Annotated in this window: 14 protein-coding genes; 8 read left to right on the top strand and 6 right to left on the bottom strand. The window is 69.5% G+C overall.

What is annotated here, in order from left to right; genetic code table 11:
- The coding region (gene kduD / locus Q0C81_RS06910; protein ID WP_291835504.1) for a 2-dehydro-3-deoxy-D-gluconate 5-dehydrogenase KduD at nucleotides 1-737 on the bottom strand (737 nt) is incomplete at its 3' end.
- Nucleotides 738-937: 200 nt separating this feature from the next.
- Here kduD and Q0C81_RS06905 point away from each other — a divergent pair.
- Nucleotides 938-1,597 carry an RpiB/LacA/LacB family sugar-phosphate isomerase gene (locus Q0C81_RS06905; protein ID WP_291835501.1) on the top strand — a complete coding sequence of 220 codons (660 nt, stop codon included), beginning with the start codon at nucleotides 938-940 and terminating at the stop codon, nucleotides 1,595-1,597.
- Nucleotides 1,598-1,617: 20 nt separating this feature from the next.
- Here the strand turns inward: Q0C81_RS06905 and Q0C81_RS06900 are convergent, their stop codons facing one another.
- The 5 genes from Q0C81_RS06900 to Q0C81_RS06880 form a co-directional block, all read right to left on the bottom strand.
- Nucleotides 1,618-3,090, bottom strand: a complete 1,473-nt coding sequence (locus tag Q0C81_RS06900) for a beta-lactamase family protein (RefSeq protein ID WP_291835497.1) — start codon at nucleotides 3,088-3,090, stop codon at nucleotides 1,618-1,620.
- Between the two features lie 91 nt (nucleotides 3,091-3,181).
- On the bottom strand, nucleotides 3,182-4,420 hold the full coding sequence (locus Q0C81_RS06895; RefSeq protein ID WP_291835494.1) for a M56 family metallopeptidase: 1,239 nt from the start codon (nucleotides 4,418-4,420) through the stop codon (nucleotides 3,182-3,184).
- Entirely contained in the window at nucleotides 4,417-4,782 is a 366-nt protein-coding gene (locus tag Q0C81_RS06890) for a BlaI/MecI/CopY family transcriptional regulator (RefSeq protein WP_291835492.1), read from the bottom strand. Before Q0C81_RS06890 ends, Q0C81_RS06895 begins: the two co-directional genes overlap by 4 nt.
- A 70-nt stretch (nucleotides 4,783-4,852) precedes the next feature.
- Nucleotides 4,853-5,896 carry a LacI family DNA-binding transcriptional regulator gene (locus Q0C81_RS06885; protein WP_291835491.1) on the bottom strand — a complete coding sequence of 348 codons (1,044 nt, stop codon included), beginning with the start codon at nucleotides 5,894-5,896 and terminating at the stop codon, nucleotides 4,853-4,855.
- A gap of 60 nt (nucleotides 5,897-5,956) precedes the next feature.
- The gene (locus tag Q0C81_RS06880; protein ID WP_291835489.1) at nucleotides 5,957-7,324 is read right to left on the bottom strand and encodes a pectate lyase; all 1,368 of its coding nucleotides are present in this window, start codon (nucleotides 7,322-7,324) and stop codon (nucleotides 5,957-5,959) included.
- Nucleotides 7,325-7,454: 130 nt separating this feature from the next.
- Here Q0C81_RS06880 and Q0C81_RS06875 point away from each other — a divergent pair, with 130 nt between their 5' ends.
- From Q0C81_RS06875 to Q0C81_RS06845, 7 genes are all read left to right on the top strand, one after another.
- On the top strand, nucleotides 7,455-8,270 hold the full coding sequence (locus Q0C81_RS06875) for a 2-keto-4-pentenoate hydratase (protein WP_291835486.1): 816 nt from the start codon (nucleotides 7,455-7,457) through the stop codon (nucleotides 8,268-8,270).
- Nucleotides 8,267-9,256, top strand: coding sequence for a TRAP transporter substrate-binding protein (locus tag Q0C81_RS06870; protein WP_291835483.1), 990 nt, complete (start codon nucleotides 8,267-8,269; stop codon nucleotides 9,254-9,256). Before Q0C81_RS06875 ends, Q0C81_RS06870 begins: the two co-directional genes overlap by 4 nt.
- Nucleotides 9,257-9,296: 40 nt before the next feature.
- Nucleotides 9,297-9,806: a TRAP transporter small permease gene (locus Q0C81_RS06865; RefSeq protein ID WP_291835480.1), complete on the top strand. Its 510-nt coding sequence runs from the start codon at nucleotides 9,297-9,299 to the stop codon at nucleotides 9,804-9,806.
- Nucleotides 9,807-9,808: 2 nt separating this feature from the next.
- Entirely contained in the window at nucleotides 9,809-11,089 is a 1,281-nt protein-coding gene (locus tag Q0C81_RS06860; RefSeq protein WP_291835478.1) for a TRAP transporter large permease, read from the top strand.
- Nucleotides 11,086-12,180, top strand: a complete 1,095-nt coding sequence (locus Q0C81_RS06855) for a sugar kinase (protein WP_291835476.1) — start codon at nucleotides 11,086-11,088, stop codon at nucleotides 12,178-12,180. The genes Q0C81_RS06860 and Q0C81_RS06855 overlap by 4 nt, the downstream gene beginning before the upstream one ends.
- A gap of 103 nt (nucleotides 12,181-12,283) precedes the next feature.
- On the top strand, nucleotides 12,284-12,502 hold the full coding sequence (locus Q0C81_RS06850; protein WP_291835474.1) for a hypothetical protein: 219 nt from the start codon (nucleotides 12,284-12,286) through the stop codon (nucleotides 12,500-12,502).
- Between the two features lie 297 nt (nucleotides 12,503-12,799).
- Nucleotides 12,800-14,332, top strand: a 1,533-nt coding sequence (locus tag Q0C81_RS06845) for an MFS transporter (RefSeq protein ID WP_291835471.1), incomplete at its 3' end; no start/stop codon positions are given.

Genomic DNA, 14,332 nt, shown 5'->3' with positions numbered 1-14,332 from the left:
CCATCCACCGCCAGCACCGTGCCGTGGACATAGGCGGAGGCGTCGGACGCCAGGAAGACGGCCGCGCCGCCGAGGTCGGACGGGTCGCCCCACCGCCCCGCCGGAATGCGGGCCAGGATGTCGCGGTTGCGCGTCTCGTCCGCGCGCAGGGCCTCGGTGTTGTTGGTCGAGAAATAGCCGGGCGCGATGCCGTTGACGTTGATGCCCCTGGACGCCCATTCGCACGCCAGCAGGCGGGTCAGCCCGGCCAGACCGCTCTTGGACGCCGTGTAGGACGGCACCCGGATGCCGCCCTGGAAGCTGAGCATCGAGCAGATGTTGATGATCTTGCCGCCGCGCCCGGCGTCGACCCAGGTGCGCGCCACGGCCTGGCTCAGGAAGAAGGCGGTCTTCAGATTGGTGTCGATGACCGCGTCCCAGTCCTCTTCAGTGAAGTCCAGGCTGTCGTTGCGGCGGATGATGCCGGCGTTGTTCACCAGGATGTCGACCGCGCCGACCGCGTCCACGGCCTTGGCCACCACGTCGGCGATCGGGGCGATAGTGGACAGGTCCGCCGGGATGGCGTGCAGGGCGCGGCCGGCGGCCTGCACCAGGGCGGCCGTCTCGGTCGGCGCCGAACGACCGACGGCGACGATATCCGCCCCCGCCTGCGCCAGACCTACGGCGATGGCCTGACCCAGTCCGGTGTTGGCGCCGGTGACGAGGGCCGTGCGGCCCGAGAGGTCGAAGGGGTTCATTTCAGTGGACCTCACGAGGGGCGGACACAGCGCCGGTCAGGAGGATTTCGCACGAACGCGCGCTCGTCGACATGCTTTCCCTCCCGGCTTGTCTGATGCAGATTGAATGCATAGGTAACCGGTGTCATAACCCGATGCAAACGGGGACTGGGCTGGAGCCGACGCGCCGCTCCGCCCATTGTCTCCACCGGAGGAACGCCATGAAAATCGCCCTGATCATCGAGAACAGCCAGGCCGCAAAGAGCGAGACGGTCCATGCGGCCCTGACCGCGGTGGCCGAGCCCCTGGGCCACGAGGTGTTCCACTACGGCATGTACACGCCCGAGGATAAGGCCTCGCTGACCTACGTCATGAACGGCCTGCTGACGGGGATTCTGCTGAACTCGGGCGCCGCCGACTTCGTGGTGACCGGCTGCGGCACCGGCACGGGCTCGATGCTGGCCGCCAACGCCATGCCGGGCGTGTTCTGCGGCCTGATCATCGACCCCACCGACGCCTTCCTGTTCGGCCAGATCAACGACGGCAACGCCATCGCCATGCCCTACGCCAAGGGTTTCGGCTGGGCGGCCGAGCTGAACCTGCAGGACGTCTATCGCAAGCTGTTCGAGGGTGAACGCGGCCTGGGCTATCCCAAGGAACGCGCCGAGATCATGCGCAAGAACCGGGGCGTCCTGAAGGACCTCAAGGCCGTCACCTGCCACGATATGCTGACCGTCCTGAAGACCGTCGATCAGGACCTGCTGAAGGCCGCCGTCGCGGGCGAGCGCTTCCAGGAATACTTCTTCGCCAACGCCACGGACGAAGGCATCCGCGCCTACATCAAGGGCCTGGTCCAAAGCCCCGCGCTCGAGACCGCCTGAGACCGGCGAAAGGTCGCGCCTCAGCGAGGCGGGCCGGCGCGCAGCTCGGCCAGATGCCGGGCCGCGCTGGTGTTGGCCGGATCCAGCGCGACGGCGCGCGCATAGTGGACCGTCGCGCCGCCGTCGTCGCCGTTGACCAGCAGGGCCTGGGCCAGGCTGTCGTGGGCGTTGCCGCTGTCGGGATAGCGATCGGCCGCCAGGCGGAAGACCTGAAGCGCGTCGCGGGGGCGGCCGGTGCTGAGCAGGCGGTAGCCCCAGTCGTTCAGCTCGGCCTCCGGCCAGATCAGGCCCGGATGGCCCTGCTCGATCGCCGAGGCGGCGGCCATGATCTGGTCATAGCCCCCCTCCTCAAGCGCGATGCGCAGCGCCGGCACGCCGGCCAGGTCCAGATCGGGGGCGTAGATCGAGGCGATCTTGTCGATCATGTCTTCCGGATACGAACCGGTGAGATTGGTCAGGATGACCACCCCGACGCCGTCGTCCGGATAGAGGGAGACCGCGGCCCGGCCGCCGCCGGTCATGCCCACCGACCGATGGGTTCCGCGGGCCAGGACCTGCCATCCGAGTCCCCATTGGCCCTTGCTCCCGTCGTTGAAGGCGACCGGGGTCCATAGCGTCTCCAGGCTGGCCGCGCTCAGGATCTTCCCGTCCTGGAGGGCGATCAGCCATCGCGCCAGGTCGCCGGCCGAGCTGTTCAGGCCCGAGGAGGCGCGGCGGAACGGCAGGAACCGTTCGGAGACCGCCGTCATGACGCCGGGGCTCGTGGCCGAGGCGGCGCGATAGCCGGCGATCATCGGCTCGCCGAGGGTCCAGCGATAGGTCGGCGCCCGGTTCGCGATAACGGAGTAGGCGTCGCCATAACGGGTGTCCGCCATGCCCGCGATGGCCAGTTGTTCCTCGGCCAGGGGCGCGTCCGGCGCCCGGCCCTCGAGCTGGTTCACCACCCGCTGGATCAAGGTGTAGTTGGTCTGGCAGTAGTTGAAGCGCTCCCCGGGCGGGAAACGGATGTCCTGGGCCAGGACCCAGGCCCAGGCCGCAGCCGCATCGGTCTCCACCGTGGGCGCGCGCAGGACGTCGGGCAGGCCGGACGTGTGGCTGAGCAGCTGGCGGATGGTGACGGCGCGCCAGGCCTCGGGCAGATCGGCCAGGTAGCGGTCGACCGGCGCCGAAAGGTCCAGCCGCCCCGCCTCGACCAGACGCATGGCGGCGACGCCGGTGAAGGCCTTGGTCACGGAGTTGATGGCGAAAACGGTGTCCGTGGACACGGGAACGCCAAACTCGACGCTGGCGGTTCCATAGTGGCGCTCAAGAACCAGCCGGCCGTCCTTGACCACCGCGACGGCCAGGCCCGGGATCTGCAGCCGCTGCATCTGCATCTGCAGATACCGATCAACCTGCTCCGTCGCATCCGCCGGTCTGGCGCCGTTCTGGGCGACCGCCGCCCCTGGAACGATCAGCGCGATCGCGATTAGCGCCCGTCGAAGGATGCGCATCAGGCGCGAGGATCCGGCCGGGCGGAGTCCGCCCGTCGATAGAATCTGCATGGTCGGTTGTCCTGCTGGAGACGGCCGCGAAGCGGCGTGGTCAGGGCGCGAGCGAGAGGGATGCGGGGATGGGGCGGCCGCGGGCCCGGGCGGCCTCGGCCGGATGCTCCATCCGCCACCGGCTTCTGGCCAGGCCGATCGCCCGTCTTCGGGCCAGATAGTCGGGGGAGGTGCGGTCTTCATCCACCGAGGGCGTCGGTTCCGCGGCGACGGCCCGGGCGGTGAGGCGCTGCGTCGCTAGTGTAGGCACGGGTGCGGGCGACGCACGGTGGCGAGACGGCGGCCGGCGAGCCACCGACGGGGCGCTGTCCGGCTCAGGCGTCGGCGACGCCGCGGGGGATGGAGCGGGGGATGGAGCGGGTTTCGGCCGGGCCGCCGCCGATACGATGGCCGCCACGCCATCGGCCCCGCTGATACTGATCGGGGCGGTCGCCGCCAGGGCCAGGATCACGGCGGGGGCGAGGGACGCCGCCGCCCATCTCGGCGAAAGACCGGCGGGCCGGGTCAGGGCGACCAGCCTCTGCTTGATCAGGTCCGCCTTGCTCAGCGCGCAGACCGGGCTGACGCCGCCGGTCCGGGAGGCGCTCGCGATCAGCCTGCCGTAGGCTTCGGGGGATACGGGCGAGGCGGCGAGGACGTCGCGATCGCACGCCAGTTCTTGATCCAGCCGGTACAGGCGGTAGGCGTGGTGGGCCCACGGGTTGAACCAGTGGATCGACAGCGCGACCAGGGCGACGAAATTCCAGGCGATGTCATGACGGCGATGGTGGGCGCGCTCGTGGGCGAGGGCCAGCACGCGCTGATCCGGGTCGAACCGCTGACGGAAGTTCAGCGGCAGGAAGATGCGCCGCTTCCAGATCCCGGCCGCCACGGGCCCGGTCACGAAAGCGCTGGTCCGCACCGCGACGCCGTCGAGGGTCTCCTCCGGGCCGACGACCGCCGCCCCGGCGCGCTGCATGAACCGGACATAGTCGAACAGCCCCCGAACGAGATGAACCAGGGCCCCGGCCGCCCAGAGCACGACGAGCATCTGGACCAGCGCGTCAGGCCGAACGATCTGGGCCGCGACGCCTGTCGCCTCCTCCCCGAAGGCGGCCACGGCGGAACTGTGCACGCTCCAGGCCGGCGTCGGCGGAAGCCCTAGGCGAACGACGGGCAGCAGCCACAGGCCATGGGCCATCCGGGGTCCCAGACGACGCAGGACCCAGGGCCTGACCAGCAGGACGACGGCGCCGAGAACCGTCGAACCGAGCAGGGCCTGAAGCAGCCAGTCGGTCATGACTTCAACGACTGCAGCAGCGCCTCGATCTCGGCGAGGTCCCGATCGGACAGTTGATCCTGTTCCGCCAGATGGGCGACCAGCGGCGCCGCCCGACCGCCGAACAGACGGTCGATCATCCGGCGCGACTCGGTGGCGAGAAAGGCGTCCCGGGTCAGCAGCGGCGAGTAGAGGAAGCGGCGCCCCTCGCCCTCGTGCGACACGGCGCCCTTGGCCACCAGCCGGGCCAGCAGGGTCTTGACCGTGCTGGCGCTCCAGTCGCGGGACGGTTCGATCCGGTCGATGATGTCGGTCGCCGAGAGCGGGGCCTGACGCCACAGCACCTCAAGCACCGCCTGCTCGCCTTCACTGATCCGTTCCATCGGGCAACCTTCAACTACATCTGTAGATGATCTTGCATCTACATCTGTAGTCGTCAATAGCCTTCGGTCGTCAACCCCTCGGCGGTGCGGTCGATTCCCGCACGATCAGCGACGGATCGACCTCGGGCTGGACCAGCGTCGCGGGGTCCAGTCCACGCAGGCCGGCCGTCAGCTTCTCGGCCGCCATGCGGCCCATGTCGCGGATGGGCAAGCGGACGGTGGTCAGGTTGGGCCAGACGCGCGAGGCCATGGGCAGATCGTCGAAGCCGACGATGGACAGGTCGCGCGGAACGTCCAGACCGGCGTCGCGCGCGGCCTTCATGACCCCGATGGCCATTTCGTCATTGCCCGCGAAGATGGCGGTCGGCGGGTTCGCCATGGCCAGCAGGCTCTGCGCCGCCTCCGCTCCGGACTCGAAGGTGTAGGCGCCCGCGCGGACATAGGCGTCGTCCATCGACAGGCCGTGCTCGGCCAGCCCCTCGCGGAAGCCCCTGCCCCGCTCAAACGACGAGCGGAAGGTGTCGGGGCCGGAGATGAAGGCGACCCGCGTGTGGCCCAGCTCGGCCAGGTGACGCGCCGCCTGGGCCGCGCCGCGGCTGTCGTTCGTCACCACCATGCAGGCCGGCTCGTCCAGCGACACCGAGGCGATGCGGACATAGGGGCAGTCGGCGTCCTTGAGGATCTCGATGACCCGGTCGTCTTCCGACACCGACGGCGGCATGACCACGCCGAACAGCTTCTGGCGCACGACGAAGGCGCGGACCTCGTCCAGGAAGGTCGGCGAGGCGCGGTTGCAGGGATGGACGACCAGTTCCAGGCCCGCGCCGCGCACGGCGTCCAGCACGCCCTGCTGCATGTTCACGACGTAGTTAGGGCTGGGGTTGTCGTAGATCATCCCGACCAGGAAGGACCGGCGGAAGGCCAATCCCCGCGCCTGCGGATCAGGGCTGAAGCCATGCTCGGCGATCACCGCCTCGACCCGCTTGCGTGTCTCCTCCTTCACGAAGGGGGAGTTGTTGATCACACGCGACACCGTCTTCTTCGACACCTCGGCCAGGCGGGCGATGTCGTTGATGGTGGCGGGCTTGCCGCCGGGTCGCTTGGTGTCATTCACGCGTCAAGTCTCTCTGGCCGAACACCGTCCTTAAACTGAGCCGTGTCCCGTGTCAGCGGCTCAGGTGTGGTTCCTCGACGCGGGGCGGTCCAGGACCTCGTCGCGCAGGGGCGTCATGAAACGCAGGTCCCAGTCGTCGGGATTGAAGGGTTTGCGGGTCGCCTCGCGGATGGGCGGATAGCCGCCGACCTGCCGCTCATGGTCGATGATCTGGCCGCGGCCCTCGGCGACTTCGGCGACCAGCAGCACGTCGCGCATGTCGCGGTCCCACGGGCGGGCGCCGGCCTGCGACAGGACCGAGACCTGCACCTGCTCGGCCGGGATGGGAGTCAGCCCCTCCCACCAGACCGGCGGTCGGCGCGTCTCGATGATGCGGGCCGGGGCGGTGGTGTAGCGGCCGAACATGCGGATCGGCTCGCCGACCTGGTCCACGGCGATGTTGTCGCGGCCGTAGTATTCCAGATCCCCCGCCCCGCCGATCATCAGGAAGGCCAGGTGATTGGTCGGGGTCGACGGCCCGGCGCGCAGGACGTTGCCGATCGCGGTCATCTTGCCGACCTCATAGGGGTGATCCAGCCACTCCTCGGGGGCCAGGTTGTAGTGCAGGGCGCGCGGCCCCGGATTGTAGATCAGGTTGTTGACGATGACCCCGTGCACCCCGCCCTTGAACAGCGGGCTGCGCTCATAGTTGTGAGCGTACAGGTTGCCGATGATCAGCAGGCCGGTGACGTTGTCGTGGATCAGCGAGCCCTTGGAGTGCTCGCCCTTGGCGTGGGTCGAATAGGCCAGACTCTCGGCGATCAGATTGTTCGAGAAGGTGATGTCGTGGCTGGTTCCGGCGCGCCATTCCTCGGGCGTCGCGCCGGTGAAGCGCGGGCCGGAGGCGGACAGGTTCTCGTCCGTGCCCCACTCCAGGCTGCAGTGATCGACGATGACGTTATACGCCGCCTGGGTGGAGATGCTGTCCTCGTCCCAGCCGCTCATCCAGCCCTGTTCCGCCGAACCGGGGCGAATGCGGATGTGCTGGACGATCACGTCATGGCCGCCGATGTCCATGCCGCCGCGGATGAGGGTGACGCCCGGCGAGGGCGCGGTCTGGCCGGCGATGGTGATGAAGGGGTTGGTGATCTTCAGCGTCCTGCGGTTCAGGTCGATGACCCCGCCGACCTCGAACACCACGATGCGCGGACCGTCAGCCTCGATCGCCTCGCGCAGGGAGCCGGGCCCCTCCCCGTTCAGATTGGTCACGCGGATGATCCGTCCGCCGCGTCCGCCGGGCGTCCGCGCGGCCCAGCCCAGGGCGCCGGGGAAGGCGGGAAGCGCGGCCTCGGCCGGAGTCGATGTGGGCGATTGGGCGAGACCGGCGGACGGGGCCGTTACCGGCAGCAGGAACGCGGCCGCCAGGGCTGCCAGACGGGCGAGGGTCATGTTTCCATCCTTTAGCCTGACCGACTGTGACCGCGGCCTTGTGCTGAAAGCGCCGCCGGACGGGCGTCGCCGGATTCAAATTGACACCGGTTTCCTTCCTGCGCAATGTCCACTGCAAATGGGAGGCGGCGTGAGCCACGCACACGACAATTCAAGCGGTTCGCCGATCGCGCGCGCCTTCACCGACGCCCGACGGACGGCGCGGGCCGTGCCGTCCTATCCGGGCGCGCACCCCGACTCGCTGGAGGCGGCCTACGCTGTCCAGGACGAGGCCATCGCCCTGTGGCCGGACCGGATCGCGGGCTGGAAGCTGGGCCGGATCAACGCGCCGTGGGACGCCCGCTTCGGCGTCGGACGCCTGGCGGGACCGATCTTCTCGAAGGCCGTCTGGGCCGCCGAGGCCGATCGCCCGACGCCCTTCGGCGTGATCGCCGGAGGCTTCGCCGCCGTCGAGGCCGAATATGTGATCGAGCTGGCTGAGACCGCTCCCGACCGCGACGACTGGACGGCCGGGACCGTCGCCGCCCTCGTGAGCCGGGTCTTCACCGGCGTCGAGATCGCGGGCAGCCCCTTCCCCGGCATCAACGACCACGGCCCCGCCGTCACCGCCTCGGACTTCGGCAACAACGCCGGCCTGATCCTGGGCGCCGAGATCGCCGACTGGCGCGAGCGGCTGGCGGGCCTGACCTGCACCACCGCCATCGACGGCGCGATCGTCGGCGCGGGCGGCGCCGCCTCGATCCCCAACGGCCCGCTGGACTCGCTGGCCTTCCTGCTGAACCTGTTGCACCGCCGGGGCCGCCGCCTCGAGGCCGGACAGCTGATCTCGACGGGCGCCGCCACCGGCGTGCATCCGATCGCCATCGGCCAGTCGGCCGTCGCCGACTTCGGCCCGGACGGCCGGATCGCCTGCGTGGCCATCCCGGCCGTGGGAGACGCCAGATGAGCCTGACCCGCCGCACCCTCGCGCTCGCCGGGATCTCCGGCCTCGGCCTGACCGCCTGTTCGCCGCGCGCGACGGGCGGGCGCACGGTGCTGAACGCCGTCGACGTCCACCCCGCCGACTACCCCACCGTCGCCGCCGTCAAATGGATGGGCGAGGAGCTGGGCCGACTGACCGGCGGCCGCATCGGCATCCGCCAGTTCCCGGCCGGGCAGCTGGGCACTGAGGACGACTCCATCGGCCTGACCCGCTTCCAGGCGGTGGACATCTGCCGCGTCGCCGTAGCCGCGCTGAACAACGCCTTCCCCGAGACCCGGCTGCTGGCCCTGCCCTATGTCTACCGCGACGTCGCCCATGTGCGGGCAGTCATTGACGGGCAGATTGGCGCCGAGCTGCTGAACGTGTTCGAGGGCCGCGACCTGGTCGGCCTGGCCTACTACGACGCCGCGCCGCGAAGCTTCTACAACGTCCGCCACCCGGTGAGCGAGCCGGGCCAGATGCGCGGGCTGAAGATGCGCTCGCCGCAGTCGGACATCTTCCTGGACTCCATCCGGGCCATGGGCGCCAACCCGACGCCGCTGACCTTCGGCGCGGTCTTTTCGTCGCTGCAGACCCATCTGATCGACGGGGCCGAGAACAACTGGCCCAGCTATCAGTCCAGCCGCCAGTTCGAGGTGGCCCGGTACTGGAGCCAGACCGAGCATTCCTTCGCGCCGGACGCCCTGCTGATGTCCAGGGCCAGCTTCGAACAGCTGACGCCCGCTGACCGCGACCTGGTCCGCGACGTGGCCCGCCGGTCGGTGCAGGTCATGCGCATCGCGTGGGACAAGCGGCAGGCCGAGGCCCGGGCGACCGTGCTGGCCGCCGGGGTGCAGGTGAGCGAGGTCGACAAGGCCGCCTTCGCCGCCACGGTCCGCCCGGTGCTGGACAAGTATCTTTCCGAGCCGCGTCTGCGCGCGCTCCACGAACGTATCGCAGCGGTCGCCTGAACGACCGCGCACACCCTATCGGCGCTCAGGGAGGGCCCGAATGTCTGAATCCCGACGCGGTCTGACCCGCGCGCTCGACGGGCTGGCCGTCTTCGTCCTGGGACTGGCGGGAGCGGCGCTGGTCGCCATGGCCCTGATCCAGGCCTGGCAGGTGTTCGCCCGCTATGTGCTGAACGACAGCCCCGGCTGGACCGAGCCCCTGGCCCTTCTGCTGATGAGCTTCGCCGTCATGTTCGGGGCCGCGGTCGCCGTGCGGCGCGAGACCCATTTCGCCTTCCAGACCGTCCTGCACGCCCTGCCCGAACGCCCCCAATGGCTGCTCAAGTCCCTGTCGCGGCTGATCGCAGCGGCGTCCGGCGCGGGCCTGATGGTGCTGGGCGGGACCCTGATGATCGACGAGTGGCCGGTCACCATGGCGGGCGCGCCCCTGCCTGCGGGCCTGAAGTTCGCGGGTCTGTGCGTCGGCGGATCGCTGATCCTGCTGTTCTCGATCGAGCGTCTGCTGACCGGCGACTACCACGCGCCCGAAACCACCGAAGCCGGGGACTGACCATGGAGTACATCATCCTCTTCGGCCTGCTGGCTGTGCTGCTGGTCATCGGCGTGCCGGTCGCCTTCTCGCTGCTGGCCGCGACGCTGGCGACGGTGCTCTACCTGGCCTTGCCGCCCATCGTGGTGTTCCAGCAGATGGGGTCCGACATCACCTCCGTGGCCCTGCTGGCCATCCCACTGTTCATCTTCACCGGCGAACTGATGATGAAGGGCGGCCTGTCCGACCGCATGATCGCCTTGGCCTCCTCGATGGTGGGCCATGTGCGCGGCGGCCTGGGCCAGGTCACGGTCGTCGGCTCGACCCTGTTCGGCGGCGTCTCGGGCAGCGCCATCGCCGACGTCTCGGCCATCGGCGGCACCATGATCCCGCAGATGCAGAAGCGCGGCTATGACAGCGACTACGCCGTCAACGTGACCATCTCGGCGGCGCTGGTCGCCCTGCTGGTGCCCCCGTCTCACAACATGATCCTGTACTCGGCCTCGGCCGGAGGCGGGGTGTCGATCTCGGACCTGTTCGCGGCCGGCATCATCCCGGCGGGCCTGCTGGCCGTCTCGCTGATGATCGTCTCCTATGTGATGGCGCGCCGCCGCGGCTATGCGGCCGAGCCCTTCCCCGGCTTCCGCGTCGTCGCCAGCCGGCTGGTCGCCGCCATTCCCGGCCTGCTGCTGGTCGGCATCATCTTCGGCGGCATCCGGGCGGGCATCTTCACCGCGGTGGAAAGCGCGTCGATCGCCGTGGTCTACGCCACCGTGATCACCGGCATCGTCTACCGCCACATGAAGTGGGACGCCTTCAAGGCGGCCTGCACAGGCGCGGCGCGGACCTCGGGCGCGGTGCTGTTCATCATCGGCTGCGCGGGCGCCTTCGGCTGGCTGATGGCCTATCTGCAGGTGCCGTCGATGATGGTCAGCCTGCTGCAGACCCTGACCGACAACCCGATCCTGATCCTGCTGCTGATCAACGTCATCCTGCTGATCCTGGGCACCTTCATGGACATGGCGCCGCTGATCATCATCTGCACCCCGATCTTCCTGCCGGTGGCCAAGGCCTTCGGCGTGGATCCGGTGCAGTTCGGCGTCATCCTGCTGCTCAACTGCGGCATCGGCCTGATCACCCCGCCGGTGGGCTCGGTGCTGTTCGTGGGCAGCGCCATCGCCAAGGTGCCGATGACCCACAGCCTGCGCTCGATCTGGCCCTTCTATCTGGCTTGCACCGCGGTGCTGATGCTGGTCACCTTCGTGCCGGCGCTTTCGCTGTGGCTGCCCTCGCTGCTCAAATGACCGACCTGAAGGGCCTGAAGCCCGCCGCGGACTGCCGCTGGGACGCCGTCGCCCTGGGCGAAGTCATGCTGCGGCTGGACCCGGGCGAGGGCCGCATCCGCACCGCCCGATCCTTCCAGGTCTGGGAGGGCGGCGGCGAGTACAATGTGGCGCGCGGCCTGAGGAAGACCTTCGGCCTGAGGACCTCGGTCGTCACCGCCCTGCCCCGCACCGAGACCGGGGCGCTGGTCGAGGACCTGATCCTGCAGGGCGGCGTGGATACGTCCCACATCCTGTGGCGCGAGGCCGACGGGGTGGGCCGCAACACCCGGGTCGGGCTGAACTTCACCGAGCGCGGCTTTGGCGTGCGCGGGGCGCTGGGCTGCTCCGACCGGGCCAATTCCTCAGCCTCGCAGATCCGGCCGGACGAGGTCGATTGGGATGCGCTGTTCGGTTCGGAAGGCGTGCGCTGGCTGCACACCGGCGGCATCTTCGCCGCCCTGTCCGAGGCCACCGCCGAGACGACCCTGGCCGCCATCCGCGCCGCCAAGCGGCACGGCGTCGTGGTCAGCTACGACCTGAACTATCGCGCCAGCCTGTGGTCCAGCCATCCGGACCCCGACGCCGCCCGCCGCGTGAACCGCGAGATCGCCGGGCTGGTCGATGTGCTGGTCGGCGACGAATACGCCTACGCCTCCTGCCTGGGGATCGAGACGGCGGACCGCCGCGCCGATCCGGCGGACAGCCGGCCCTTCGACGCCCTCGTGGCCCGTCTGGCGAAGGAGCTGCCGAACGTGCAGGTCTTCGCCGCCACCCTGCGCGACCCGGTCTCGGCCTCGGTCAACCGTTGGGGCGGAGTGCTGTGGCTGGGCGGCGAGCGCTACGCCACGCCGGTCAGCGAGGTCGCCGTGCTGGATCGGGTCGGCGGCGGCGACGGCTTCGTCTCGGGACTGGCCTGGGCCTTCATGAGCGGACTCGGGCCGCAGGCGGCGGTGGACTTCGGCACGGCACACGGGGCCATCGCCATGACCACGCCCGGCGACAACGCCATGACCTCGCTGGCCGAGGTGCAGGGACGGGTCGAGGGCAAGGGCGCCGCCGCCGTCCGCTAGGACCGGCGCCGGGAGTCTCCTCAAATCTCCCTTGGCGATGGAAATTCCGTTCCTGTCGTGCGACCTCGGTGGTCACGATTCCCGACCGCTCAGGAGAACCCCAATGAAGAAAGCCATCGCCGCCGTCGCTGTCGGCGCCCTGCTCGTCGCGGGCCAGGCCGTCGCCGCCCAGACCACCGCCACCGCTCGCGTCGGCGACCGCGTGGGCGCCCGGGCCGACGCCGCCAGCGAATTCGCCGGCATTCCGCTGGCCGCCATCGCCGCCGGCGTAGTGATCATCGCCGTCCTGGTCGCCTCGGACGACGACAGCGACAGCGATTGAGCCTGGACTGACATCCTTCCCGACCCGGGGCCCTCGTCGTGCGAACGGCGGGGGCCCTTTTCCTATCCGGGCGCACCGTTCCGCCGAGGCTGAAAGACACCGTCCGATGCGTCCGGATGGAGAACGCAAGTCCTTGTTATTGCTGAGGGTGGATTTCCGGACCATCCGGACTCCTCCAGGCCGTGGATCGACGGACCGCAGGATCGCACGCCGATGCGTCAAAACCGGTCGCAAGGCGGCTGGCGTCCTCCGGAAATCCGGTCCACGCTCCCTTTCGCCACTGTCCGGGGAGGGACCATGACCGAAGCCGCCGCCGAAGGGCGCACCGTGGACCGCAGCGACCGGTTGGTCATCCTCGCCTCGTCCGTCGGGACGGTGATCGAGTGGTACGATTTCTATCTGTACGGGTCGCTGGCGGCGATCATCACGGCCCAGTTCTTCTCGGGCGTGAACGAGACGACCGGCTTCATCTTCGCCCTGATGGCCTTCGCCGCCGGGTTCGCGGTCAGGCCGTTCGGGGCCGTCTTCTTCGGGCGGCTGGGCGACCTGTGGGGGCGCAAGAACACCTTCCTGGTGACCATGCTGCTGATGGGGCTGTCGACCTTCGTGGTCGGGCTGCTGCCGTCCTACGCCGCCATCGGGGTGGCGGCGCCGGTGGTGCTGGTGCTGATGCGGCTGGTGCAGGGCCTGGCGCTGGGCGGCGAGTACGGCGGCGCGGCCACCTATGTCGCCGAGCACGCCCCGCCCGGAAAGCGGGGCTTCTATACCTCCTTCATCCAGATCACCGCGACGGCGGGCCTGATGCTGAGCCTGCTGGTCATCCTGGGCGTGCGTTCGGCGATCGGCGAGGAGGCGTTCAAGGAATGGGGCTGGCGCATCCCCTTCCTGGTCTCGATCCTGCTGCTGGGCGTGTCGTTGTGGATCCGGCTGAAGCTGGCCGAGAGCCCGGCCTTCGCCCGCATGAAAGCCGAAGGGCGGGGATCGACCACGCCGCTGAAGGACAGCTTCGGCAAATGGCCCAATCTGAAGCTGGTGCTGCTGGCCCTGTTCGGCCTCGCCGCCGGTCAGGCCGTGGTCTGGTACACCGGCCAGTTCTACGCCCTGTTCTTCCTGGAGAAGACGCTGAAGGTCGATCCGGCGCTGGCCAATGTGCTGATCGCCATCTCGCTGGCGCTGGCCACGCCCTTCTTCGTCTTCTGGGGCTGGCTGTCGGACAAGGTGGGGCGCAAGCCGATCATCCTGATCGGCTGCCTGCTGGCGGCCCTGACCTATTTCCCGCTGTTCCACGCCCTGACCGGCGCGGCCAATCCGCGGCTGGCGGCGGCGACGGCGAGCGCGCCGGTGACCGTGGTCGCCGATCCGGCCGACTGCGCCTTCCAGTTCGATCCCGTAGGCAAGACCGTGTTCGACAGCTCGTGCGACATGGCCAAGTCCTACCTCGCCAAGGCGGGCGTCACCTATGAGACCGTCGCCGCGCCCGCCGGGACGGTCGCCGAGGTCCGCATCGGCGACACGGTCGTGCCGGGCCTTGCTGACCCGTCCGGCAAGGCGGAATGGGAGAAGGGCCTCGGCGCCGCCCTGACCGCCGCCGGCTATCCGGCCAAGGCGGACAGCGCCCTGGTGAACAAGCCGCTGGTGGTCGGCATCCTGTTCGTGCTCGTGCTGTACGTGACCATGGTCTACGGGCCGATCGCGGCGGCGCTGGTGGAAATGTTCCCCACCCGCGTGCGTTACACCTCCATGTCCCTGCCCTATCACATCGGCAACGGCTGGTTCGGCGGCTTCCTGCCGACCACGGCCTTCGCCATGGTCGCGGCCACGGGCAACATC

Origin of the sequence: Brevundimonas sp. (assembly GCF_023259385.1) — a bacterium.
Taxonomy (GTDB): domain Bacteria; phylum Pseudomonadota; class Alphaproteobacteria; order Caulobacterales; family Caulobacteraceae; genus Brevundimonas.
The sequence above is the reverse complement of the archived record's forward strand: the minus strand, read 5'-3'. Positions and strand labels throughout refer to the sequence as shown.